We start from the raw sequence: 24,283 nt of genomic DNA on the forward strand, positions 1-24,283 counted from the left end.
CGCGGCGGCGGAGGCGTCCTCGGTCAGCGCGTCGGTGGCCAGGCGCTCGGCCGTCGCCCGCGGGGTCTCCGTCCGGTCCACCCGGACCCGGTAGTCGACCAGGGTGTCGAGCAGCTCGTCCCAGGCCGCGTGCGCGTCCGCCCGGGCCCGCGCGGGGTCCACCCCGACCACGATCGTGCGCTCGATGCCGTCCGGGTCGGTGCCGGCGTCCACCATGGTCGCCTTCGGGGCCACCGCGACCCGGGTGCCCCGGCGTCGGCGCAGCACCGACCGGCGCAGTGCCGGCACCGCGAGCAGGGCGAGCAGGGCGAGCAGGCCCGCCGTCCACCAGAGCCAGACCGGGGCCTGCCGGGTGGGATCGTCGGCCCCGACGGCCAGCCCGGCGTCGGTGTCCCGGTCGGCGGCGTCCGGGCCGGCTGCCTCCGGGGAGGAACCGTCCTCGCCCGGGACGCTCGGCGCGCCGGATTCGGGGGTGACGGACTCCGGGGCGTCGGTGTCCGGGGCCCACGCCGAGCGGGCCGAGCCCTGCACCCCGTACGCCGGGGTGGCGTCGAAGGGCACCCAGCCCATCCCGTCGAAGTAGACCTCCGTCCAGGCGTGCAGGTTCCGGTTGGTCAGTACGTACCCCTCGCCGGTGGTGCGGCCGGCGCCGTTGGTGAAGCCGAACGCCACCCGGGCCGGGATCCCGGCCGCGCGGACCAGCCACGCCATCGCCGCCGCGTACTGCTGGCAGAAGCCGGCCTTGTTGTTGAGGAAGTCGACGATGTCCTGCCCAGTGGTGCCGCCCTTGGTGGTCAGGCTGTAGGTGAAGCCGTTGTCCGAGGAGAAGTAGTCGTAGATCGCCCGAACCTTGTCGTAGTCGGTGCGCTCACCCCGGACGAGGTCGGAGACCAGGGCGTCCACCTGCGGCACCGGCGGGGTCTCGGTCTGCTGGACCCGGACGGGGTGGTCGGCCGGCAGCGAGGGGGCGCGACGCAGCGCCGCCGGGCTGTACGTCGACCGGACGTAGTCGAACGAGTAGCGCTTGTCGCGGGCGTTGTCCCGGTTGGAGTAGATCAGCTGCAGGGCCGGGTCGTACAGCCAGTTGCCGCCCAGTTCCTCGGTCCGCACCGGCTCGCCGTAGACCGGCAGCAGGGGCATGGGGAAGTTCTTCGTCACCTCGACGGTGGCCCGGTACTCCTGCTGCTCGACGCCCTCCCCGGTCCGGGCCGGGGAGGGCAGCCCCCGGTTCACCGGCCGGCCGTTCGGGTCACTCTCGCGGAAGCCGTCCGTCCGGAGCTTGTCCGCGACGCCGAAGCGCAGGTAGAACGGGCTCGGCTCGTTGGTGGTCACCTTCACCATGTCGACAACCTCGGACTGGTTGAGCTCGCCGCTCAGCTTGGCGAACAGGTCGACCTTGCCCGGGCTGCCGCCCTGGCCGGCGCGTCCGGTGCCGTTGCCCGTCCCGGAGCCGAGGGTGTCGAGCAGCCCGCCGGTCATCCCCGGCACGGCCAGCGGCAGCACCACCGCCAGGGCGACCCCCACCACGGCCAGCCGGCGGCCGGCGGCGGCCAGCGGGGACGACTCCCACACGTCGACGTCCCGGCCGTCGCCGGTGAACCGGCGGCCGAACCGGCGCACCCGGTCGACGTTGTCGGCGACCAACAGCCAGAGGTAGCCGGCGGCGCCGACCACGAACGGCACGGCGGGGACGCTGTCGACGTACACCGCGACCGGCACCGAGTAGATGGCGAGCATCGGCAGGCCGGCCAGCGCCGGGCGGCGCAGCCCGACGGCGAGCACGTCCACCACCATCGCCACCCCGCCGATGCCGAGCACGCTGATGAACAGCAGCGGGTCGGTGTCGGGCACCTTGACCCCGTACGAGCGCATGTCCTGCGCGGACGCCCCGACCAACTCGCCGAAGTGGGCGAAGGTGGCCGGGGTGGGCAGGAACGCCACCAGCTCCCCGCCGCTGGGGAAGAGCCAGGTCAGGGCGAGCACCAGCCCGGCGAGCATGCCCAGGACCTGCCCCCACAGCGGCGCCCGGAGCAGCCGGGTCAACGCCGCCACGCCGGCCACCACCGCGACCGCGATGGCGGCCTGGATGAGCCAGGTCCAGCGTTCGAAGATGGCCGACAGCGGAGCCGCCGAGAGCAGGGTCGCGCCGGCGGCCACGAAGCCGAGGTTGCGGGTCGCGGTCACGGGACCACCCTTCCGGTGTGTGTCATGCCCGGGGTGCCGGGCCCCTCGCGTGCTCCCACCCGGGGAGCGTCACCTCACGCTCGGGCCGGAGCGTCGGTCCGCCGCCCCGGCTCGGGCGTCACTTCACGCCGCCCGCGACCGTCTCGGCCAGCGCCGCCCGCAGGGCGAACCCCTGCGAGCCCCGGCCGGCCTGCGGCCAGAGCGCGGGCAGTCGGGCCCCGTGGTCGACCCCGATCACCCGCCATCCGCTCCGCACCAGGGCGAGCGCGGCGGCGCCGTGCGCGTGGTCGGCCTCGGCCCGGGCCCGGGCCGGCAGGTTCAGCCAGGTGGAACTGTTCAGCAGGAAGCCGACACAGGTGGCGCCGTTGCCGCGCAGCCCGGCGAGCAGCTCGGCCTCGGCGGTGCTCAGCGAGCCGAACAGCGCGATGATCAGGCCGCCGTCGGCGCGCTGCCGGACCCGCTGCACCAGCGTGGTGATCTCGCCGCGCCCGTCGAGCCGAACCTCGGCGAGGTGGTCGAGGAGCACCCCGTCCCCGGCGCCCTCGGTCGCGTCGACGTCCGCGCCGCCGCCGGTGACCAGACGCAGCTTGTACCCGGCCTGGCGCAGGTGCACGGCGATGCTGGCCGCCGCGGAGACGGTCCACTCGAAGCTCGCCGTCGGCCCGTCGCCGCGGTGGCCGTACCCCCGGGTGTCCAGGACGACGGTGGCCCGGCTCTCCCAGGGCTGCTCCTCGCGGCGGACCATGAGCTCCCCGGTGCGGGCGGTCGACTTCCAGTGCACCCGGCGCAGGTCGTCGCCCACCCGGTACTCCCGGGTCGCCGCGTCGTCCTCGCCGTGCACCGCCACCGAGCGTGCCCGGCTGTCGCCGCTGCCCGCGTACTCGCCGGGGAGCCGGACCGAGGGCAGGGCGGTGACCTGCGGGATCACCGTGAGGTGGTCGGTGCCGGGAAAGGCCCGGCTCAGCTCGCACAGCCCGAACGGGTCGGTCAACCGGACCACCAGGGGGCCCAGCCCGTACCGGCCGCGCACGTCCGCGCGGACGGTGTACGCCACCGAGCTGGCCTGGTGCGCGCCGAGCCGCTCCAGCACCACCCGGGGCCGGCTGCCCAGCGCGTACGGCAGCCGGTCCTCCAGCAGCAGGGTGCCGGTGGGCAGCCGGGACATGTTCTGCAACCGCAGCACCACCCGGGAGCTGGCCCCGACCGGCACCCGGTGCGGCTCCAGGGACCGGTTGCCGGCCAGCTTGTACCGGCTGCGCCCGACGTACGCGGCGGCGAGCAGCGGCAGCGCGGCCAGCAGCACCGCCACCCGCAGCAGGTCCTTCTCGCCGAGGATGGCGGCGGAGAGGCCCGCGGCCAGCGCGGCGGCCAGGAAGGAACGGCCGCGGGTGGTCAGGCCCCGGAGCCCTTCGCGCACGCTCACCGCCTCCGGGGCTCGTACGGGGCTCGGCCGTTGCCCTCGCCGGTGGGCCGGTTGTCGTACGGGGAGCGCTGGCGGTCGTGCGGCAGCGGGAGCCGGTGCACCAGCTCGGACACGATCGCGTCGGTGGTGCGCCGGGCGAGCTGGGCGTCGGCGGTCGGGATGATCCGGTGGGCGAGCACCGGCACCGCGAGCGCCTGGAGGTCGTCGGGCAGGACATAGTCGCGGCCCTCCAGGGCGGCGACGGCCCGGGCGGTGCGCAGGAGCTGGAGAGTGGCCCGGGGGGACGCGCCCAGTCGCAGGTCGGGAGCCTCCCGGGTGGCGGTGACCAGGTCGACCGCGTACTGCTTCACCGCGTCGGCGACGTGCACCTCGCGGACCGTGGCGATCAGCCGGCGGACCGTGTCGGCGTCGGAGACGGCTCCCAGCTCCTGGAGCGGGTCGGCCGCGCCGTGACCGTCCAACATGGCCAGCTCGGCCGCGGGGTCCGGGTATCCCATGGCGATCCGGGCGGTGAACCGGTCCCGCTGCGCCTCGGGCAGCGGGTACGTCCCCTCCATCTCGATCGGGTTCTGGGTGGCGATCACCATGAACGGGGTCTGCAACTGGTAGGTGACCCCGTCGACGGTGACCTGCCGCTCCTCCATGCACTCCAGCAGCGCGGACTGGGTCTTCGGCGACGCGCGGTTGATCTCGTCGCCGACGACCAGGTTGGCGAAGACCGCCCCGGGCCGGAACTCGAAGTCGTGGGTCTCCTGGTTGTAGACGCTCACCCCGGTGACGTCGCTGGGCAGCAGGTCCGGCGTGAACTGGATGCGGCGCACGGAGCAGTCGATCGACCGGGCGAGGGCCTTCGCCAGCTTGGTCTTGCCGACGCCTGGGACGTCCTCGATGAGGAGGTGGCCCTCAGCGAGCAGGACGGCGAGGGCGAGCCGGATCGTGGCGGTCTTGCCCTCGATGACCTGCTCGATGTTGGTCACGATGGCCTCGCTGGCGGTGCGGAACTCGTCGTGCGGCAGCAGACCGCCCACCTCGTCCCAGGTCTGTTGTGTCACGGGCCTCCTCCTCGTCGCCGGAACGGCAGCTCTGTACAGAGCACCTGGACCCGCCGTCAGGTTCGCAGCGGAAACAAATCTTCTCGTCTGCCGCAGAAATCTCACAGGCCCCTCAGGCTAACCATGTTTGTCGTCATCGCCGATTCCCGCAGGAACTCGCCCGGTTACGCCCCGAATATTCGCCGGACGGGGGAGTCGCACGGGGCAGCGGAGTCCGTGCCGTCGGTGGAGGGGCCGTGCCGGCGCTCCGCCGCCCTGAGGCGGTCGACGCGTGAGCCCGGCCCGCGGGGTACACTCCCCGACATGGCCGGAGTCTTCCTGCTTCTTACCGGGCCGTGCTGATGCGCTGACGCGCGACAGCACGGCGGCCCCTCCTGCGCGAGGGGCTTTTTTGTGCCCTCCGCCGGTCGGGCCCGCTCCGGCGACGGGCGGCACGGGTCCCCGCCGCCGCGCGGCGGGCGGGCGGAGCACTCCCCATGACGACATGACCGCGCCGAGCGAGGTCAGCACCCAGCCCGGCCGAGGCGTGGCCGGCGGCGACGAGCGAAGCGAGGAGACACCATGAGTGAGGCAGCACCGGCGGGCGACATCCCCCCGTACCGGTACACCGCGGCCCTGGCCGACGAGATCGAGCGGCGCTGGCAGGACACCTGGGAGCGGGAGGGCACGTTCCACGCCCCGAACCCGACCGGCCCGCTGGCCGACCCCGACCACCCGCGGGCCGGCGCGGAGAAGCTGTACGTGCTGGACATGTTCCCGTACCCGTCGGGGGCGGGCCTGCACGTCGGGCACCCGCTGGGGTACATCGGCACCGACTGTTTCGCCCGCTATCAGCGGATGGCCGGGCGCAACGTGCTGCACGCGATGGGCTTCGACGCGTTCGGGCTGCCCGCCGAGCAGTACGCGGTGCAGACCGGCACCCACCCGCGCACCACCACCGTGGCGAACATCGCCCGGTACAAGGAGCAGTTGCGTCGGCTGGGGATGGCCCACGACGACCGCCGCTCGGTGGCCACCATCGACACCGACTTCTACCGCTGGACCCAGTGGATCTTCCTGCAGGTCTTCAACTCCTGGTACGACCAGGACGCGGGGAAGGCCCGCCCGGTCGCCGAGCTGATCGCCGAGTTCGCCGGCGGCACCCGGCCCACCCCGGACGGCCGCCCCTGGGCGGAGCTGACCGTCGCCGAGCGGCGGAGGATCGTCGACGACCGCCGGCTGGCGTACGTCTCGGAGGCGCCGGTGAACTGGTGCCCGGGGCTGGGCACCGTGCTGGCCAACGAGGAGGTCACCGCCGACGGCCGCTCGGACCGGGGCAACTTCCCGGTGTTCAAGCGGAACCTGAAGCAGTGGAAGATGCGGATCACCGCGTACGGCGACCGGCTGCTGGACGACCTGGACACGCTGGACTGGCCCGAGCCGATCAAAATGATGCAGCGCAACTGGATCGGCCGGTCGCAAGGGGCGCACATCGACTTCCCGACCGGCCAGAGCCCGGTCCGGGTGTTCACGACCCGACCCGACACCGTCTTCGGGGCCACCTACATGGTGCTGGCCCCCGAGCACGAACTGGTCGACGCGCTGGTGCCGGCGGCCTGGCCGGCGGGCACGAAGGACGCCTGGACCGGCGGGCACACCGGCCCCCGGGCGGCCGTCGAGGCGTACCGGAAGGCGGCGGCGGCCAAGACGGACGTGGAGCGGCAGTCCGACACGAAGGAGAAGACCGGCGTCTTCGTCGGCGCGTACGCCACCAACCCGGTCACCGGCGGGCAGGTCCCGATCTTCATCGCCGACTACGTGCTGGCCGGCTACGGCACCGGCGCGATCATGGCGGTGCCCGCGCAGGACGAGCGGGACTGGGCGTTCGCCGAGGTCTTCGACCTGCCGATCGTGCGCACCGTGCAGCCGGCCGACGGCTTCGACGGCAAGGCGTACACCGGGGACGGCCCCGCGGTCAACAGCGCCGCTCCCGAGCGTGGCCTGGACCTGAACGGCCTGGGGGTCGCCGACGCCAAGGCGGCGATCATCGCCTGGCTGGAGGCGAACGGGCACGGCGTCGGCGCGGTCACCTACCGGCTGCGCGACTGGCTGTTCTCCCGGCAGCGCTACTGGGGCGAGCCGTTCCCCATCGTGTACGACGAGACCGGGGCGGCCATCGCGCTGCCGGAGGAGATGCTGCCGGTCGAGCTGCCCGAGGTGGACGACTTCTCCCCGAAGACGTTCGCCCCCGACGACGCCGCCAGCAACCCGGAGACCCCGCTGTCGCGCCGGCGCGACTGGGTCGAGGTGGAGCTGGACCTGGGCGACGGGCCGAAGCGGTACACCCGGGAGACCAACGTGATGCCGCAGTGGGCCGGCTCCTGCTGGTACGAGCTGCGCTACCTGGACCCGCACAACGCCGACCGGTTCGTCGACGCCGAGAACGAGCGGTACTGGATGGGCCCGCGCGCCGAGGGCGACTGCGGGGGCACCGACCTGTACGTCGGCGGCGCCGAGCACGCCGTGCTGCACCTGCTGTACGCGCGCTTCTGGCACAAGGTGCTGTACGACCTGGGCCACGTCTCGTCGTTCGAGCCGTACCGCAAGCTGTTCAACCAGGGCATGATCCAGGCGTACGCGTACGTCGATCCCCGGGGCTCCTACGTGCAGGCCGAGGAGGTCGTCGAGCGCGACGGCGCCTGGTTCCTGGGCGAGGAGGAGGTGCGCCGCGAGTACGGCAAGATGGGCAAGTCGCTGAAGAACGTGGTCACCCCCGACGACATGTGCGCCGCGTACGGCGCGGACACCTTCCGGGTGTACGAGATGTCGATGGGCCCGCTGGAGGTGTCCCGCCCCTGGGAGACCCGGGCGGTCGTCGGGTCGTACCGGTTCCTGCAGCGGGTCTGGCGGGCGGTCGTCGACGAGCAGACCGGCGAGCTGCGGATCACCGACGCCCCGGCCGACGAGGCCACCCGGCGGCTGCTGCACAAGGTGGTCGACGGGGTACGCGGCGACATGGAGGGGATCCGGTTCAACACCGCGATCGCCAAGCTGATCGAGCTGACCAACGCGCTGACCCGGCTGCCGGCGACCCCCCGCGAGGCGGCCGAGCCGCTGGTGCTGATGCTCGCCCCGTTCGCCCCGCACGTCGCCGAGGAGCTGTGGCGCCGGCTGGGCCACGACGCCTCGCTGGCGTACGCGGACTTCCCGGTCGCCGACCCGGCGCTGCTGGTCGCCGAGACGGTGACGTACCCGGTGCAGATCAACGGCAAGGTCCGCGGCCGGATCGAGGTCACCGCCGACGCGTCCGAGGACGACGTGCGGTCGGCGGCCCTGGAGGCGGTGGCGTCCGCGCTGGCCGGCAAGCCCCCCCGCAAGGTCATCGTCATCAAGGGCCGCATGGTCTCCGTCGTCGCCTGACCCCGCCCCCACCCCGCGTCTCCCGCCCCACCCCGCGTCTCCCGCCCCGCCCCGTGTCTCCGCGATCTTGCGGTTGCGGCCCTTGTTCCGTCCGTTCTGGCCGGTATGTCGGGGCCGCAACCGCAAGATCGGCGGGGACGGGGGTGTGGGGCTGCCGGCGCTTGTGCGAGCGAGTAGACCGCCGGGGCATGCGCCGACGGTCGCTGTGGTCATTCTGCGGTCTTCACCCGCCGCCCGCGTTCGGCGCGCCACCAGCGGTGGATCAGCACCGCGCCGGCGATCAGGCCGAGGCCGGCGGGGGCGGCGGCGTACCAGTTGACGTCGCCCGGTGAGGTGGCCGTCGCGCCGAGCGCCGCGTAGCCGAACGCGGTGGGGGCGGAGGCGAGGACACTGCCGGTCAGGAACGGCAGCATCCGGGCGCCGGTGGTGCCGTAGCCGTAGCTGACCAGCCCGAACCCGGCGATCGGCAACAGCCGTACGGTGATCACACCGAGGACGCTCTGCCGGGCGAACCAGCCGTCGAGGCGGGCCAGCCGGCCGCGTACCTGGTCGGCGACGAACTCCCGCCCGAGGAGGCGGCCGACCGTGAAGCCCAGCGCCGCCGCGAGCAGCGCGGCGCCCAGCGCGTACGCGGCGCCCTCCAGCGCGCCGAAGATCGCCCCCGAGGCGAGCGTGATGAAGGTCCGGGGGACCAGCGCGACCAGCAGCAGCGCCCCGCCGAGGATCGCCGCCACGGGGGCGAGGGCGCCCAGCCGGTCGGCGAGCCGGGGGAACTCCTCCGCCTCGGGCAGGGGGACGACGAGCAGGGCCGCCCCGAAGGTGGCGAGCAGGAGCAGCAGCAGCGCGAACCGGACGGCCGACGGCTGCCGGAGCAGCCGCCGGGCCGCCTGGATCATGCCCGGGCGGCGGCCACGGCGGCGCGGCGCTCGGCGCGGAGCCGGTCGGCCCAGGTGTCGTCCAGCGGCGGGAGCTGGTGCGCGCCGGTCGCCCAGCGCAGCAGCAGGTCGGCCAGGGCGGGGTTGCGGGCCAGGGCGGGGCCGTGCGAGTACGTGCCGAGCAACTTGCCCCGCCACGCGCCCTCGGTGGCGCCGTCGTTGCCGACCCCGGCGGTCACCCGGGCCAGCGGGGACACCCCCGGGCCGAGGTGGGTCCGGCCGCCGTGGTTCTCGAAGCCGGTGAGCGCCGGCACGCCGAGCCGGGGGTCGATGTCGCCGGCCAGCTCGCCGACGGCGCGGCTCGGGCCCCGGTCGGAGGAGAGGTCGAGCAGCTCCAGCCCGGTGCACTGGACGCCCTTGGCGAAGAACGAGGTGCCGAGGAGCTGGTAGCCGGCGCAGACGCCGAACACCACCGACCCCTGGGCGGCGGCCCGGTGCAGGCCGCCGTCGGCCCGCAGCCGCTGCGCGCCGAGCGCCTGCGGGCCGTCCTCGCCGCCGCCGATGAGGTAGATGTCGGCGGTGGCGGGCAGCCGCTGGTCGGAGCGGACCTCCAGCACCTCCACCGGCATCCCGCGCTGCTGCGCCCGGCGGGCCAGGATCAGCATGTTGCCCCGGTCGCCGTAGGTGGACAGCAGGTCGGGGTAGATCCAGACGATACGCAGGCTCTCAGTTGACACGGTCCAGCTCCGCTCGGATGTCCTGGAAGGCGGTGTAGTTGGCGATGACCTCCAGGCGGCCGGGTGGCACGGCCCGGACCGCCTCGGCGAACGCCCGGACGTGCTGGAACGGCACCCCGTTGACGTCGAGGCGGACCGCCAGGTCGTACGCCCGGTCGCCGGTGATCAGCACCTGCCGGCCGCGCAGCGGGGCGAAGTCGACGTCGAACAGCCAGGAGGTGTCCATCCCGTCGGGGTCCCGGGCGTTGATGGACAGCAGCGTCGGGGCCACGTCGGCCATCTCGAACGCCTCCAGCCAGCTCGCCGGGTTCTTCGCCAGCAGCAACCGGATGTTGCGCCCGTCCCGGTCGACCTGGGCGTAGCGGCCGGCGACCGAGGTGACGGAGCCCAGCCGGGAGACCGCGTCGACCGGGCGCACGCCGAACTCGGCGGCGACGGCCAGGGCGGTCGCCGCGTTGCCCACGTTGACCTTGCCGGGGAGCTGGAGGGTCACCTTGTGCCAGGCCCCGGTGGGGTCGAGCACGCCGTCGTCCTCCACCGTCCACTGCGGGCCGGGGCGACGCAGCGGGCAGCCGCTGCACCACCACTGCTCGCCGGAGCGCTGGATGGTGTGGCCGCATTCGGGGCAGACCCACGAGTCGTCGTGCCAGCGCTGGCCGGCGCTGAACCAGGTGACGTGCGGCGGCCGGATGCCGCGGGCCGGGTCGCCGGGCGGGGTGGCGGCCCACACCACCATCGGATCGTCGGCGTTCGCCACCACCCGCACGTCCGGGTGGTTGATCAGCGCCGCCCGCCAGAGCTGCGCCATCATGGCGACCTCCTTGGCCCGGTCGAGCTGGTCCCGGGAGAGGTTGAGCAGCGCCACCACGTGCGGCTCGGTGGCCTCCAGGACCTGGGCCAGGTAGTGCTCGTCGACCTCCAGCACCGCGTACGGGGTGCTGCCGGCCTTGGCCAGCGCCGAGGTGTGGCCGGTGGGCATGTTGGCGCCGAAGGAGTTGGTGGCCACCCGGCCCAGGACGCCGACCGCCGCGGCGGCCAGCCGGGTGGTGGTCGTCTTGCCGTTGGTGCCGGAGACGAGCGCGATGGCACGTCCGGCAGACAGGTGGGCGAGCAGGTCCGGGTCGATCTTCAGGCCGATCCACCCGCCGATCACCGAACCGTCACCACGACCCGCGGCTCTCGACAGCGCCGCGGCGGTCCGCGACACCGAGCTGGCCACCTTCGCCCGCAGGGGCATCTTCGCGTCCGTCACGCGAGCGAGGTTACCGGACCGCCGGCCCCGCCAGATCGCCGCCGACGGCGAACCGTTCGGCCGGGGGCGTCCGGCGGACGGTCAGCGCGCGCTCGACCGGATGGAGTCGATCTATGTCGGGTAGTGGACGCCCGGGCAGGGGCGCTTCGGCCCTCCACTCCGCTCCACCCCCTCTGACGTGCGGTTTCGCGGTCAGAAACGCCGCGCCGTGCGGGCGATTCTGGTTGCAGGTGGAGGGAAGTGGAGTAGAGTGGGGCCAATGGTGAGGTCGGTAGGGCCCACCGGCCCGGGGGGAAAGCGGCGCCGCGAACGCCGCTGAATGGGCGAGGGGGTCGGGCCGGTGTTTCTCGGCACCCACACTCCGCGCCTGGACGACAAGGGCCGGTTGATCCTTCCGGCGAAGTTCCGGGATGAGCTGGCGGGGGGTGTCGTGATCACCAAAGGGCAGGATCGCTGTCTCTACGTCTTCCCGATGCCCGAGTTCCAGCGCATCGCCGACCAGTTGCGCGCGCAACCCATGACGCACAAGGCGGCCCGGGCGTACAGCCGGGTCTTCTTCGCCGGCGCGCACGACGAGGTCCCGGACAAGCAGGGGCGGGTAACCATCCCGCCCCACCTGCGGGGGTACGCCGGGCTCGACCGGGACCTGGTGGTGATCGGGGCGAGCACGCGGGTGGAGGTCTGGGACAAGGCGGCCTGGGAGGCCTACCTCTCCGAGAGCGAGGACGACTTCGCCGACATCGAGGAGGGGGTGCTGCCGGGCGGTCTGTAGGGCGTGACGGCGCCCGACGTACTGCGAGATCTCCAGCCGCTTTCGAGTTCCTGGCACCCCTTCCCCGGTGCCAGGCGCACGATCTCATCGGAGGGCCGCGGCCTCCGGCGGGCGGGAGCGGATGGGGATCTGGCGGTACGACGGAGGCGTCGTGGCGACGGCAGGCGCGGAGAGAACGGACGGTTCAACCAAAGTGGGGGTCGACATGGGGGAGCTTCGCGGCACGCACGTGCCTGTGCTGCTCGAGCGGTGTCTCGAGTTGCTGGCCCCCGCGCTGGACAGGGGCGACCGCACGATCCACGTCGACGCCACGCTGGGTCTGGGCGGTCACGCCGAGGCGGTGCTGGAACGGCATCCGCGCACGGTGCTGATCGGGCTGGACCGGGACACCGAGGCCCTCGCCCACGCGCGGGTCCGGCTGGCCAGGTTCGCCGACCGGGTCCACCTGGAGCACGCCGTCTACGACGAGCTGCCCGAGGTGCTGGGCCGGCTCGGCTACCCGGCGATCGACGGCATCCTGTTCGACCTGGGCGTCTCCTCGCTCCAGCTGGACGCGCCCGACCGCGGGTTCGCCTACGCGCAGGACGCCCCGCTGGACATGCGGATGGACCAGACCCGGGGGGTGACCGCCGAGGAGGTGGTCAACAGCTATCCCCACCCGGACCTGGCCCGGGTGCTGCGGGTGTACGGCGAGGAGAAGTTCGCCGTGCGGGTCGCCTCGGCGATCCTCCGGGAGCGCGAGCGGGCCCGGATCACCTCGTCGGCGCGGCTGGCGGAACTGGTCAGGGAGAGCATCCCGGCAGCAGCCCGACGGACGGGCGGACACCCGGCCAAGAGAACGTTTCAGGCTTTACGGATCGAGGTAAACAAGGAGTTGGCAGCGCTGGAGACGGCGCTGCCAACTGCTCTCGACACGCTCACCGTGGGTGGTCGCATGGTGGTCCTGTCCTACCACTCGCTGGAGGACAGGCTCACCAAGGCGGCCCTCGCCGACCGGGTCCGCAGCAAGGGCCCGGTCGACCTCCCGGTCGAACTTCCCGGTTCGGCCCCGACGTTCCGGCTGCTCAGCCGGGGCGCGGAGCTGCCCGGGGAGGAGGAGGTCGCCGCGAACCCGCGCGCCGCCTCGGTGCGCCTGCGGGCCGCGGAACGGATCGACCCGGAGGCGGAGCAGCAGGGGCGGGCCGACCGCGAACGGTACCGCCGGCGGGTCAGGGCGATGCACCAACCGGGATCGGCGGGATCGGCGGATCCGCAGCCGGCGCCGGGCGAGGGGCAGGGACGGACGAAGAGGGGGAGGGAAGATGAACGTTGACAAGCGCGACGGCCGGGACACCGGCGTTGGGCAGCGCGCACCGCGGTCGGGGGGCCGGACCGCGGCGCAGCGGACCACACGGACCGGGGTTCCGGCGGCGGGGGCCGGCCGGTTCGACCGGCAGGGGGAGACTCGCGCCCGGGGGGCGCGCGAGTTCCCGACCAACGGCAGCGCCGCGCTGCGCCCGGCCGAGCGGACCAGCCCGGCGGCGACCCCGTCGCCGCGGCTGAGGGTCGCTCCGCCGCCGCCGGTGTCGGTGCCGCGGGCACCCTTCGTCGCGCTGATCCTGGTGCTGGTCGTCGGCGGGGTGCTCGGCATCCTGCTGGTCAACACCAAGATCAACGAGAATTCCTTCCGGCTGGAGCGGCTCCAGCAGCAGCAGGCCAAGCTCGACGTGGACCAGCAGCAGCTGGAGAAGAAGATCGCCGACGCGAAGGCCCCCGGCAACCTCACCGCCACCGCCAAGCGGCTGGGCATGGTCGAGGCCGAGGAGCCGGCGTACATCCGACTGCCGGACGGCCGGATCATCGGCGTGCCGCAGCCGGCCAACGGCCAGCCCTCGGTCACCAGCCAGCAGGGCGCGGGAGGCTGACCGGTGCCGCCGAGATCGGAGGAGCCGCGCCGGGACCCCACGGGGTCCCGGCGCGGTTCGTCGCGCTCCACCGGCGGTCGGGGCGAGCCGCGCGCCGGCGAGCCCGGCGTGGGGGGAATCTCCGACGCGCGGGCGTACACCCCCCGGGGACGGACCATCCGCGAGGAGCACGGCGCGCTCGGCCGGCCGAGCGCCGGGGGCGCCGAGCAGCGGCGTACCCCCCGCAGAACCGGGGCCGGCGGCGATCCGTTCCGACCGGCGTTGCAGGTGCTCGACGGTGGCCGGGTCGGCTCGACCCGCGCGGGCCGGCGGGAGGGCGCTCCGGCCGGGCGCTCCGGGGTGATCCGGACCGTCCAGGCCCGGCCGGCCCGCACCCCGGCCGACGACGATGACGCGCCGCCCCCGCCGCGCCGCCGGCCCGGCCCACGCGCCCCGCGCCGCCCGGAGCGGCCCACCGCCCGGCGTTCGCCGCGCAAGCCGCGCAAGCCGCCCCGACTGGCCGACCCCCGGCGCCGGCTGCGCCTGGGCACCCTGCTCGTCCTCGTGCTGTTCGCCACCATCGGCATCCGGCTGGTCTTCCTCCAGGCCGTCGACACCCCGGCGTACGCCGGCGGCGGGCTGGCCGACCGGCTGACCGAGGTCGACCTGCCCGCCCCCCGGGGTGCGATCTACGACCGCACCGGGGCCCCGCTGGCGAACAGCGTCGAGGCCCGGTACGTCTTCGCCGACCCCACCCGGGTCGAGGACCGCGCGGCGGCCGCGCGGGCGCTCTCGCCCCTGCTCGGCCTGCCCGCCTCCGAACTGGCCGGGCGGATGAAGCAGCGCACCCGGGACAACGGCCGCGAGTCCCAGTTCGAGTACCTGGCGCGCGGCGTCGACATCCCCACCGCCAAGAAGATCATGGCGCTGGATTTGGCCGGCATCGGCGTGCACCGCGACGAGCGGCGCGAGGTACCCGGTGGCGACCTGGCCGCCAACCTGCTCGGCTTCACCAGCCAGGACATGGTCGGCCTGGAGGGCCTGGAGGCCCGCTACGACGACCTGCTGCGCGGCGAGTACGGCCGCCGGGTGTACGAGGCCGGGCAGGGCGACCTGGGCGCCCCGATCCCGGGCGGCTACAGCCGCACCACCCCGCCCAAGCCGGGCAGCTCGCTGGAGCTGACCATCCTCCGGGACCTCCAGTTCAAGGCGCAGCAGGTGCTGAAGGACCAGATGGACAAGGCCCAGGGCAGCGTCGGCGCGGTCGTCGTGCTCGACGCGCCCACCGGCGAGGTGCTGGCCCAGGCCAGCCACCCCACGTACAACGTCGCGAAGCACGAGGAGAGCGCGCCCACCGACCGGGAGGACGCCGCCACCAGCTTCGTGGTCGACCCCGGCTCGATCCACAAGGCGATCACCTTCGGCGCGGCGCTCCAGGAGGGCGTCGTCACGCCCGACACCGCGCTGCCGGTCGCCAACACCATCCGCAAGGGCGACACGGTCTTCCGCGACACCCACCCGGCCGACGGGCAGAAGATGAGCCTCGCCGGGATGCTGGCGTACTCGTCGAACGTCGGCACCATCGAGATCGCCGACAAGCTCGGCCGGGACCGGCTGATCGACTACCAGAAGCGCTTCGGGCTCGGCCAGCCCACCGGCGAGGGCATGCCGGGCGAGGCCGGTGGCCGGCTGCTCCCCGCCGAGCAGTGGAGCGGGTCGTCGGACGGGTCGGTGCCGATCGGGCACAGCGTCGACGCCACGCCGCTGCAGATGGCCGCCGCGTACGGGGCGATCGCCAACAACGGCACCTACGTCCAGCCGCACCTGATCAAAGCGGTGATCAACGGGAAGGACGGCAGCCGGACCCCGGGCAAGGCCCCGGTCACCCGCTCGGTGCTCAGCCCGCAGAACGCGGCGGCGCTGCGCACCATGCTCCAGGCGGTCACCACGGTCGACAACGCCACCGGGCTCGCCGCCGCGGTGCCCGGCTACCAGGTGGCCGGCAAGACCGGCACCGGCCTGCGCTACGTCGACGGCAAGCAGCAGCCCGGCGAGGTCGGCTCGTTCATCGGGATGGCCCCGGCGGACAACCCGCGGTTCGTGGTGGCGGTCTTCGTGTGGAGTCCGGAGGGCGGCGGCGGGGCGGTCGCCGCGCCGGCCTTCCGCGAGATCATGGGCTTCACCCTCAGCCGGTACCGGGTTCCCCCGTCGGCGGCCAAGCCGCCCAAGTTCGAGGTCTTTCCGCGCTGACCAGGCGAGGGGGGACATCATCGGTGAGTGGGGACGAACCACCGGGGCGGCTGTGCGGTCGGGACCGGACGACCGGGTAGGGTCTGACGCCGTGCCCGGCAATCCACGCCCCCGTACCGTGACCGGACTCCGGCTCGGCGATCTCGCCGACCGGCTCGCCGTCGAGCCGCCGTCAGGCGCCGCCGACGTCGCGGTGACCGGGGTGACCCACGCCAGCCAGGAGGTCCGCCCCGGCGACCTGTACGCCGCGCTGCCCGGTGCCCGCCGGCACGGCGCGGAGTTCTCCGCCGGCGCGGCGGCGGCGGGCGCGGTGGCCGCCCTGACCGACCCGGCCGGCGCCCCGGCGGTGGCCGCGGCGGGCCTGCCCGCGCTGATCGTGCCCGACCCCCGCGCGGTGCTCGGCGCCCTCGCCTCCGCCGTCTACGGCGACCCCACCGCCGGGCTGACCGTCATCGGGATCACCGGCACGGCCGGCAAGACCTCCACCGCCTACCTCGTCGAGTCAGGGCTGCGCGCCGCCGGCCACGTGACCGGGCTGATCGGCACGGTGGAGACCCGGCTGGGCGACCTGGTGATCGACAGCGTGCGGACCACGCCGGAGGCCACCGACCTGCACGCCATGCTCGCCGCCGCCCGGGAGCGGGGCGTGACCGCGCTGGTCATGGAGGTCTCCAGCCACGCCCTGGCGATGGGGCGGGTCGGCGGGGTGCGGTTCACCGTGGGTGGTTACACGAACTTCGGCTCCGACCACCTGGACTTCCACGCCGACTCGGCCGACTACTTCGCCGCGAAGGCCCAGCTGTTCGACGGACGCTGCGCGGTCGAGGTGCTCAACCACGACGACCCGGCGCTGCGCCCGCTGTTCAAGCCCGCCACGGTCAGCTACTCGGCCGCCGGCGACCCGACCGCCACCTGGTACGCCGGCGACGTCGACGGCGAGGGCTACGCCCAGCGGTTCACCGCCCACGGCCCCGACGGGCTGACCGTGCCGGCCGGGGTGGCGCTGCCCGGGCGGCACAACGTGGCCAACGCCCTGCTGGCCATCGCCGCGCTGGTCGCCGCCGGGGTGGACGCGGAGACCGCCGCCGCCGGGGTGGCCGCCTGCGGCGGGGTCCCCGGCCGGTTGGAGCTGGTCTCCACGACCGGCCCGGTGCGCGGGGTGGTCGACTACGCGCACAAGACCGACGCGATCGTGGCCGCCCTGGCCGCGCTGCGCGAGCTGAGCGCCGGGCGGCTGATCTGCGTCATCGGCGCCGGCGGCGACCGGGACCGGGGCAAGCGGCCGGCGATGGGCGCCGCCGCCGCGCAGGGGGCCGACGTGGTGCTGGTGACCGACGACAACCCGCGCACCGAGGACCCGGCCGCGATCCGGGCGGAGGTGCTGGCCGGGGCGTACGGGGCCGGGGCCCCGGCCCGGATCGTCGAGGCGGCCGGCCGCCGGGCGGCGATCGACGAGGCGGTCCGGCTGGCCGCCCCGGGCGACGTGGTGGCCGTGCTCGGCAAGGGCCACGAGCGCGGGCAGGAGGTCGGCGGCGAGGTGCTGCCGTTCGACGACCGGACCGAGCTGGCCGACGCGCTGCGCGCCCGCTTCGGCGACCTGGCGGGTCAGCGGTGATACCGCTGACGCTGGCCGAGGTGGCCGGGGCGGTCGACGGCCGGCTGCTCGCCGTCGACCCGGCCGCCCGGGTGACCGGCCCGGTCGAGTTCGACTCGCGCAAGGTGTCCGCCGGGACGCTGTTCGTGGCGTTCCCCGGGGAGAAGGTCGACGGCCACGACTACGCCGCCGCGGCCGTCGAGGCCGGCGCGGTCGCGGTGCTCGGCACCCGGGAGGTGCCCGGGGTGCCGATGGTGCTGGTCGCCGACGCCCTGGACGCGATGGGCCGGCTGGCCCGGGCCGTGGTGGACCGGCTGCCCGAACTGACCGTGATCGGGTTGACCGGCTCGTCCGGCAAGACCACCACGAAGGACCTGATCGCCCAGCTCACCGTCCGGCTCGGCCCCACGGTGGCCCCGCCCGGGTCGTTCAACAACGAGTTGGGGCACCCGTGGACGGCGTTGCGGGCCGATCCGGACACCCGGTTCCTGGTGCTGGAGAAGGGCGCCCGGGGGGTGGGGCACGTGCGCTACCTGTGCGAGGTGGTGCCGCCCCGGATCTCCGTGGTGCTCAACGTCGGCGTGGCGCACCTCGGCGAGTTCGGCTCGGTGGAGAACATCGCGCTGGCCAAGGGGGAGCTGGTCGAGTCGCTGCCGGCCGACGGGCTGGCCGTGCTCAACGCCGACGACCCGCTCGTGGACGCGATGGCCGGGCGCACCCGGGCCCGGGTGGTCCGCTACGGCGAGGCCGCGCACGCCGACGTCCGGGCCGTGGACGTGACCCTGGACGGGCGGGGCCGGGCGTCGTACACCCTGGTGACCCCGGAGGGGAGCGCGCCGGTGCGGCTCGGGCTGACCGGCCGGCACCAGGTCTCCAACTCGCTGGCCGCCGCCGCGGTGGCCCGGGAGCTGGGCATGCCGTTGGCCGAGCTGGCCGGCGCGCTGGGCGAGCTGGGTCTGGTCTCCACCCGTCGGATGGACGTCTTCGAGCGCCCCGACGGCGTGACGGTGATTGACGATTCGTACAACGCGAACCCGGCGTCGGTGGCGGTGGCGCTGCGGGCGCTCGCCGGCATGCGCGGCGGGGGGCGCACGCTCGCGGTGCTCGGCTACATGGCCGAGCTGGGGCCGTACGAACGGGACGGACATCTGGAGGTCGGCCGGCTCACGGCCGGGCTGGGGGTGGACCGGCTGCTCGTGGTGGGCGAGCCGGCGGCGCCGATCCATGAGGGCGCGACAGCGGTAGAGGACTGGGGAGGAGAGTCGGTGCTGCTCACCGATCAGGCGGCGGCCGTCGAGATGCTGCGGGGCGAACTGCGACCGGGTGATGTCGTCCTGGTGAAGGGCTCCCGGTACCGCACCTGGGAGGTGGCCGACGCGCTGCGCGTCGACGCCACGGGCGAGGGGGCCGCCGCATGAGGGCGGTGATCATCGCCATCGGGGTGGCGTTCCTCGTCTCGCTGTTCTGCACCCCGATCGCGATCAAGGTGTTCGCCCGGCTGAAGGCCGGCCAGCCGATCCGATCGAACCTCGGGCTCGCCAGCAACGAGGGCAAGAAGGGCACGCCGACGATGGGCGGCGTGGTCTTCATCCTGGCCACCGTCATCGCGTACGTCGCGGGGCACCTGGCCCTGACCACCCTGCCGGACGCGCAGATCGCCCAGGTCGAGCCGACGATCACCGCCCTGGTCCTGCTGGGCCTCATGGTGTTCTCCGGCGCGGTCGGCTTCATCGACGACTTCCTCAAGGTCCGCAAGCGACACAGCGGCGGGCTCAACAAGCGGGGCAAGCTCGCCGGGCAGATCCTCGTCGGCGCGATCTTCGGAATCGTCGCGCTGTACTTCCCGAGCAGCATGACCGACGCCAGCGGCGCGGCCACCAACACCGAGACGGTGGGCGCCAGCACGCTGAGCTTCATCCGGGACATCCCTGTCCTGGAGGTCAGCAAGATCGGCGCGGTGATCATCTTCATCTTCGTGGTGATGGCGGCGACCAACGGCGTGAACCTCACCGACGGCCTCGACGGGCTGGCCACCGGCGCGTCGGTGATGGTCCTCGCGGCGTACGCGCTGATCGCGTTCTGGCAGTACCGGCACTGGTGCGCCGACCCGGCGTACACGGCGAACCCGAACAACTACTGCTACACCGTCCGGGATCCGCTGGAGATCGCGCTGATCGCCGGGGCGGCGGCCGGGGCCTGCGTCGGCTTCCTGTGGTGGAACACCTCGCCGGCCCGGATCTTCATGGGCGACACCGGGGCGCTGGGCCTGGGCGGCCTGATCGCCGGCATGGCGATGTCCACCCGGACCATCATGCTGCTGCCCATCATCGGCGGGCTGTTCGTGATCATCACGATGTCGGTGGTCATCCAGATCATCTCGTTCCGCACCACCGGCAAGCGGGTGTTCCGGATGTCGCCCCTGCAGCACCACTTCGAGCTCGCCGGCTGGAGCGAGGTCAACATCGTGGTCCGGTTCTGGATCATCGCCGGGATCGGCGTGGCCATCGCGCTGGGGCTGTTCTACAGCGACTTCCTGGCGGCGATGGGCTGAGCCGCCCCACGGCTCTGAGCCCTCCGGAGGGCCCCCTGCGATAGCAGGGGGCCCTCCTTTTCGCCGGTCCGACACGCCGACCACGGCGTTCGGCGGGAACGTGCCGGTCGCATTCGCCATGATGGGCGGGTGGGGGAGGACCGAGGTACCGGCACGACGACAACCGACACGTCTCCGAGGCGGGCGGCGGGGGGTGGGCGCACCGCCGATCCGCCGGCCCCGGCGCCGGGGTTCGGCCTGGACGCCGCGGGCGGGCTGGCGGCGCTGCGCGGCCTGCTGGCCCGGCCGCTGGCCTCGTACTACCTGCTGATCTCCAGCGCCGGCCTGCTGCTGGTGATCGGCCTGACCATGGTCTTCTCGGCCACCAGCGTGAAGAACTACGCCGAGGAGGGCAACGCCTTCGCCGACGCCACCCAGCAGGCGATCTTCGCGGTGATCGGCGTGGTGGCGTTCTGGGTCTGCCAGCGGCTGCCGGCGAGCACCTACCGCTCGGTCGCCCGGATCGCGCTCGGGGCCGCGGTGGCCCTGCTGCTGCTGCTGAACCTGCTGCTCGCCCTGAACTCGTTCTTCCGGGTGCAGCGCGTCGGGCCGCTGGAGGCCAACCTGCTCTGGCTGCACGTCGGCGGCATCCAGCTCCAGCCCTCCGAGCTGGCGAAGTTCGCGCTGGTGCTGTGGGGCGCCGACGTGCTGGCCCGCAAGGGCGTCCGGCTCGGCTGGTGGAAGGAGCTGGCCACCCCGCTGTTCCCGGTGGTCGGGCTGTTGTTCGTGCTGGTCGGCTACAACGACGTCGGCACCATGCTCTGCCTGCTCGCCCTGGTCGTCGGGCTGCTCTGGGCGGCCGGGGTGCGGGCCAAGGTCTTCGCGGTGCTGTCGGTGATCGGGCTGGCCGGCATCGGCCTGCTGGTCGCCGCAGCCTCGCTCGGCGCCGGGTCCGGGGCCAAGGGACAGGAGAACTACCGGTTGGCCCGGCTGACCGTCTTCATCAACCCGCCCGACCCGGCGAAGTGCTTTGAGACCTGGTGCTACCAGCCGGTCCAGGCCCGCAACGCCATCGAGCACGGCGGCTGGTTCGGCGTCGGGCTCGGCAAGAGCAGCCTCAAGTTCGGCTGGCTGCCCGAGGCGCACAACGACTTCATCTTCGCCGTGCTCGCGGAGGAGTTGGGCGTGGTCGGCTGCGTGGTGCTGATCACCCTGTTCGCGGTGCTCGGCTACACCGGCCTGCGGATCGCCCGGCGGGTGGAGGACCCGTTCCGCCGGCTCGCCGCGGCCGGGGCGACCACCTGGCTGATCGGCCAGGCGATCATCAACATCGGCGGGGTCATCGGCCTGATGCCGATGACCGGCGTGCCGCTGCCGTTCATCTCCGACGGCGGAAGCGCCCTCGTGGTGACCCTGGCGGCGATCGGGATGCTGGCCTCGTTCGCCCGCGCGGAACCCGACGCGGCCCGAGCCCTGCATGCCCGTCCGCCCGCCCGATGGGTCCGACTACTCTGGGCCCCGTTGCCGCCGCTTCCCGGCCGGCGCCGCCGTCCGGCGCCGCCACCGCCGGACCGTGGGTCCGTACCCCGGTCCCGGGCGCGGCGCGAGGACGACCAGGCCGCATCCCGTGGCGCCCGGCCCGCTCGGGCCCGGGGCGGGACGGCGAGCGAGAGGAGACGCTGATGGGTCCGCTGCGTTCGGTGGTGCTCTGCGGAGGGGGCACGGGTGGTCACATCTACCCGCTGCTCGCCTTCGCCGACTGCCTGCGCCGACACGACCCGGGCGTCCGGATCACCTGCCTCGGCACACCGAAGGGCCTGGAGAACGAGCTGATCCCGCCGGCCGGCTACGACCTGCGGCAGATCCCGGCGTACCAGCTTCCCCGGTCGGTGAACATGAGCCTGGTCCGCACCCCGGACCGGATGTGGAAGGCGGCCCGCGAGGCGGGCAGGGTGATCGACGAGGTTCGGGCCGACGTGGTCGTGGGCTTCGGCGGGTACGTCTCGGTGCCCGGCTACCTCGCCGCCTGGCGGCGCGAGCTGCCGATCGTCATCCACGAGGTCAACGTGCCGCCGGGGGTGGCCAACCGGCTCGGCATGAAGTTCACCGACAACGTGGCCGTGGGCTTCCCGCACCAGCCGGCGCAGGCCGAGGCGCTGCGCGACGCCCGGGTCGTCGGCGTGCCGCTGCGCCGGGGCATCGCGGGGCTGGACCGGGCCGCCAACGCCGCCGCCGCCCGCGCCCACTTCGGACTCCGCCCCGACCTGCCGGTGCTCTTCGTCGCCGGTGGCTCGCAGGGCGCCCGCTCGATCAACCTCGCGGTGGCCGGGGCGGCCAAGGAGCTGGCCCGGCACGGGGTGCAGGTGCTGCACGTGATGGGCGCCCGCAACGAGCCGGTGCCGATCCCCACCGACCTGCCGGTGCCGTACGTGACCCTGCCGTACCTGTCCCAGATGGAGATCGGCTACGCGGCCGCCGACCTGATGCTCGGCCGGGGCGGGGCGATGACCTGCGCCGAGGTCGCGGCGATCGGCCTGCCCACCGTCTACGTGCCGTACCCGCACAGCAACCAGGAGCAGAAGCGCAACGCGCTGCCCGTGGTGGAGGCCGGCGGCGGGCTGCTCGTCGACGACGCCGAGCTGACCCCGGCCTGGGTGGAGCGCACCGTCATCCCGCTGATCCGCGACCCGCACCGGCTCGCCGCGATGGGCGCCGCCGCGTCGGCCTACGGGCGGCGCGACGGCGACGAGGCGCTGCTGAACTTCGTCTACGAGGCGGTGGCCCGTTGACCGGGCCGACCGTCGCGAACAGAGGTGGCACCGTGAGCGGGCCGACCGTAGAGACCGGAAGGTACCCGTCATGAACACCGCGCAGTTCACCCCGGCCGGCACACTGACCGCCGAGGACCTGGGCCGGATCCACCTGATCGGGGTCGGCGGGGTCGGGATGAGCGGGCTGGCCCGGCTCTTCCTCACCCGGGGCCTGCCGGTCTCCGGCAGCGAGCTGCGGGACTGGCCTTCGCTGGCCGGGCTGCGCGCCCTCGGCGGGACCATCCACTCCCGCCACGAGGCGTCCAACCTCGACGGCGTCGACACCGTGGTCTACTCCTCGGCGATCCCGCAGGACCACCTGGAGATGGTGGAGGCGCGTCGGCGCGGGCTGCGGGTGCTGCACCGCTCCGAGGCCCTGGCCGCGGCGATGACCGGCCGGCGGACCGTGGCGGTGGCCGGCACCCACGGCAAGACCACCACCACCTCGATGGTGACGATGGTGCTCCAGCAGGCCGGCGTCGATCCGTCCTTCGTCATCGGCGGGGAGATCTCCGAGGTCGGCTCCGGGGCGCACCACGGCACCGGCGAACACTTCGTGGTCGAGGCGGACGAGAGCGACCGCTCGTTCCTGATCTACCGCCCGTACGTCTCGGTCATCACGAACATCGAGGCGGACCACCTCAACACCTACGGCGACCTGGCCACCCTGGAGGCGGCGTTCGCCGAGTTCGCCCGGCTCACCGACCCGGACGGGTTCATCGTCACCTGCGCCGACGACCCGGGCGGGCGGCGGCTGGCCGAGACGCTGCGGGCCGAGGGCCGCCGGGTGCACACGTACGGCGAGGCGCCCGACGCCGACCTGCGGCTGAGCGAGATCGTCTCGTCCGCCCAGGGGGTGCGCTACCTGGCCGAGGTGGACGGCCGTTCGCTGGGCGAGATCCGGCTGCCTGTCCCGGGGCGGCACATGGGGCTCAACAGCGCCTCGGCGGTGCTGACCGCGTACCTGCTGGGGTTGCCGGTCGAGGCGGCGGAGACCGCGCTCGGCGTGTTCCCGGGGGTGCGGCGGCGCTTCGAGCGCAAGGGTGTGGCCGACGGCGTGCTGGTCTACGACGAGTACGCCTACCACCCGACGTCGATGACCCTGGCGTTGCAGACGCTGCGTGAGGTGGCCGGCGACGGGCGGGTGATCGTGGTGTTCCAGCCGTACCGGCTCTACCGGACCCGGGACCTCCAGGCGGAGATCGCCGCGTCGCTGGGCATCGCCGACGAGCTGGTGCTGCTGGAGGTCTTCGGGCCGGGCGAGCTGCGTCGGCCGGGCGAGGGCTCGGCCGCGCTGGTCGAGGCGGTGCCGCTGCCGGCCGACCGGAAGGTCTTCGTGGACTCCTGGGACGACGCGCCGGTGGAGGTGGTCCGCCGGGCCCGCCCCGGCGACGTGGTGGTGACCATGGGTGCGCCGCCGATCTCGCTGATGGGCGACCAGCTCCTGGACGCCCTGTCGGCCCGCTCCGGTGAAACCGCCGCCGTCGATCCGGACGGCTCGGCGGCCACCGCCGGATGAGCC

At 73.9% G+C, this 24,283-nt stretch carries 16 protein-coding genes and 1 pseudogene; 11 read left to right on the forward strand and 6 right to left on the reverse strand.

What is annotated here, in order from left to right; genetic code table 11:
* From ABT023_RS13095 to ABT023_RS13105, 3 genes are all read right to left on the reverse strand, one after another.
* Positions 1 to 2,184: transglutaminase TgpA family protein (locus tag ABT023_RS13095; protein WP_350884869.1), on the reverse strand; the 2,184-nt coding region annotated here is incomplete at its 3' end.
* Positions 2,185 to 2,302: 118 nt separating this feature from the next.
* On the reverse strand, positions 2,303 to 3,601 hold the full coding sequence (locus tag ABT023_RS13100) for a DUF58 domain-containing protein (protein WP_350884872.1): 1,299 nt from the start codon (positions 3,599 to 3,601) through the stop codon (positions 2,303 to 2,305).
* Between the two features lie 2 nt (positions 3,602 to 3,603).
* A complete protein-coding gene (locus ABT023_RS13105; protein ID WP_350884875.1) occupies positions 3,604 to 4,659 on the reverse strand; it encodes an AAA family ATPase in 1,056 nt (351 codons plus the stop codon).
* 561 nt (positions 4,660 to 5,220) lie between these two features.
* Here ABT023_RS13105 and leuS point away from each other — a divergent pair.
* Positions 5,221 to 8,058 carry a leucine--tRNA ligase gene (leuS, locus tag ABT023_RS13110; RefSeq protein WP_350884878.1) on the forward strand — a complete coding sequence of 946 codons (2,838 nt, stop codon included), beginning with the start codon at positions 5,221 to 5,223 and terminating at the stop codon, positions 8,056 to 8,058.
* Positions 8,059 to 8,267: 209 nt separating this feature from the next.
* On the opposite strand, the gene ABT023_RS13115 is transcribed toward leuS, so the two are convergent.
* The 3 genes from ABT023_RS13115 to ABT023_RS13125 are packed head-to-tail and all read right to left on the reverse strand — an operon-like array spanning position 8,268 to position 10,907.
* Positions 8,268 to 8,954, reverse strand: a complete 687-nt coding sequence (locus ABT023_RS13115; RefSeq protein ID WP_350884881.1) for a TVP38/TMEM64 family protein — start codon at positions 8,952 to 8,954, stop codon at positions 8,268 to 8,270.
* Positions 8,951 to 9,670, reverse strand: a complete 720-nt coding sequence (locus ABT023_RS13120) for a type 1 glutamine amidotransferase (protein WP_350884884.1) — start codon at positions 9,668 to 9,670, stop codon at positions 8,951 to 8,953. Before ABT023_RS13120 ends, ABT023_RS13115 begins: the two co-directional genes overlap by 4 nt.
* Entirely contained in the window at positions 9,660 to 10,907 is a 1,248-nt protein-coding gene (locus ABT023_RS13125; RefSeq protein WP_350885135.1) for a MurT ligase domain-containing protein, read from the reverse strand. The genes ABT023_RS13120 and ABT023_RS13125 overlap by 11 nt, the downstream gene beginning before the upstream one ends.
* A gap of 355 nt (positions 10,908 to 11,262) precedes the next feature.
* Here ABT023_RS13125 and mraZ point away from each other — a divergent pair, with 355 nt between their 5' ends.
* The 10 genes and pseudogenes from mraZ to murC all read left to right on the forward strand — a co-directional run bounded on the left by mraZ (position 11,263) and on the right by murC (position 24,280).
* Entirely contained in the window at positions 11,263 to 11,694 is a 432-nt protein-coding gene (gene mraZ / locus ABT023_RS13130; protein WP_350884887.1) for a division/cell wall cluster transcriptional repressor MraZ, read from the forward strand.
* A 205-nt stretch (positions 11,695 to 11,899) separates the two neighbouring features.
* Positions 11,900 to 12,999 (forward strand): annotated as a pseudogene (rsmH, locus tag ABT023_RS13135) (16S rRNA (cytosine(1402)-N(4))-methyltransferase RsmH).
* Positions 12,996 to 13,598 carry a cell division protein FtsL gene (gene ftsL / locus ABT023_RS13140; protein ID WP_350884890.1) on the forward strand — a complete coding sequence of 201 codons (603 nt, stop codon included), beginning with the start codon at positions 12,996 to 12,998 and terminating at the stop codon, positions 13,596 to 13,598. The pseudogene rsmH and the gene ftsL overlap by 4 nt, the downstream one beginning before the upstream one ends.
* Before the next feature lie 3 nt (positions 13,599 to 13,601).
* The gene (locus ABT023_RS13145) at positions 13,602 to 15,827 is read left to right on the forward strand and encodes a peptidoglycan D,D-transpeptidase FtsI family protein (RefSeq protein WP_350884893.1); all 2,226 of its coding nucleotides are present in this window, start codon (positions 13,602 to 13,604) and stop codon (positions 15,825 to 15,827) included.
* Between the two features lie 52 nt (positions 15,828 to 15,879).
* Entirely contained in the window at positions 15,880 to 17,442 is a 1,563-nt protein-coding gene (locus ABT023_RS13150) for a UDP-N-acetylmuramoyl-L-alanyl-D-glutamate--2,6-diaminopimelate ligase (protein WP_350884896.1), read from the forward strand.
* Positions 17,439 to 18,839, forward strand: coding sequence for a UDP-N-acetylmuramoyl-tripeptide--D-alanyl-D-alanine ligase (locus tag ABT023_RS13155; RefSeq protein WP_350884899.1), 1,401 nt, complete (start codon positions 17,439 to 17,441; stop codon positions 18,837 to 18,839). The genes ABT023_RS13150 and ABT023_RS13155 overlap by 4 nt, the downstream gene beginning before the upstream one ends.
* On the forward strand, positions 18,836 to 19,972 hold the full coding sequence (mraY, locus tag ABT023_RS13160) for a phospho-N-acetylmuramoyl-pentapeptide-transferase (protein ID WP_350884902.1): 1,137 nt from the start codon (positions 18,836 to 18,838) through the stop codon (positions 19,970 to 19,972). The genes ABT023_RS13155 and mraY overlap by 4 nt, the downstream gene beginning before the upstream one ends.
* A gap of 255 nt (positions 19,973 to 20,227) precedes the next feature.
* Positions 20,228 to 21,634, forward strand: a complete 1,407-nt coding sequence (locus ABT023_RS13165) for an FtsW/RodA/SpoVE family cell cycle protein (protein ID WP_350885137.1) — start codon at positions 20,228 to 20,230, stop codon at positions 21,632 to 21,634.
* Positions 21,634 to 22,740, forward strand: coding sequence for an undecaprenyldiphospho-muramoylpentapeptide beta-N-acetylglucosaminyltransferase (gene murG / locus ABT023_RS13170; protein ID WP_350884905.1), 1,107 nt, complete (start codon positions 21,634 to 21,636; stop codon positions 22,738 to 22,740). Before ABT023_RS13165 ends, murG begins: the two co-directional genes overlap by 1 nt.
* Positions 22,741 to 22,810: 70 nt before the next feature.
* Complete coding sequence (murC, locus tag ABT023_RS13175; protein WP_350884908.1) at positions 22,811 to 24,280, forward strand: UDP-N-acetylmuramate--L-alanine ligase; 1,470 nt, start codon at positions 22,811 to 22,813, stop codon at positions 24,278 to 24,280.
* Positions 24,281 to 24,283 lie beyond the last annotated feature (3 nt).

The organism is Micromonospora sp. NPDC002296 (genome assembly GCF_040296145.1).
Taxonomy (GTDB): domain Bacteria; phylum Actinomycetota; class Actinomycetes; order Mycobacteriales; family Micromonosporaceae; genus Micromonospora.

Excerpts from the sequence above, each read along its gene's own strand:
- leuS (WP_350884878.1), top strand. The coding sequence starts at position 5,221 with ATGAGTGAGGCAGCACCGGCGGGCGACATCCCCCCGTACCGGTACACC.
- ABT023_RS13115 (WP_350884881.1), bottom strand. The coding sequence starts at position 8,954 with ATGATCCAGGCGGCCCGGCGGCTGCTCCGGCAGCCGTCGGCCGTCCGG.
- ABT023_RS13125 (WP_350885135.1), bottom strand. The coding sequence starts at position 10,907 with ATGCCCCTGCGGGCGAAGGTGGCCAGCTCGGTGTCGCGGACCGCCGCG.
- ftsL (WP_350884890.1), top strand. The coding sequence starts at position 12,996 with ATGAACGTTGACAAGCGCGACGGCCGGGACACCGGCGTTGGGCAGCGC.
- mraY (WP_350884902.1), top strand. The coding sequence starts at position 18,836 with ATGAGGGCGGTGATCATCGCCATCGGGGTGGCGTTCCTCGTCTCGCTG.
- murG (WP_350884905.1), top strand. The coding sequence starts at position 21,634 with ATGGGTCCGCTGCGTTCGGTGGTGCTCTGCGGAGGGGGCACGGGTGGT.
- murC (WP_350884908.1), top strand. The coding sequence starts at position 22,811 with ATGAACACCGCGCAGTTCACCCCGGCCGGCACACTGACCGCCGAGGAC.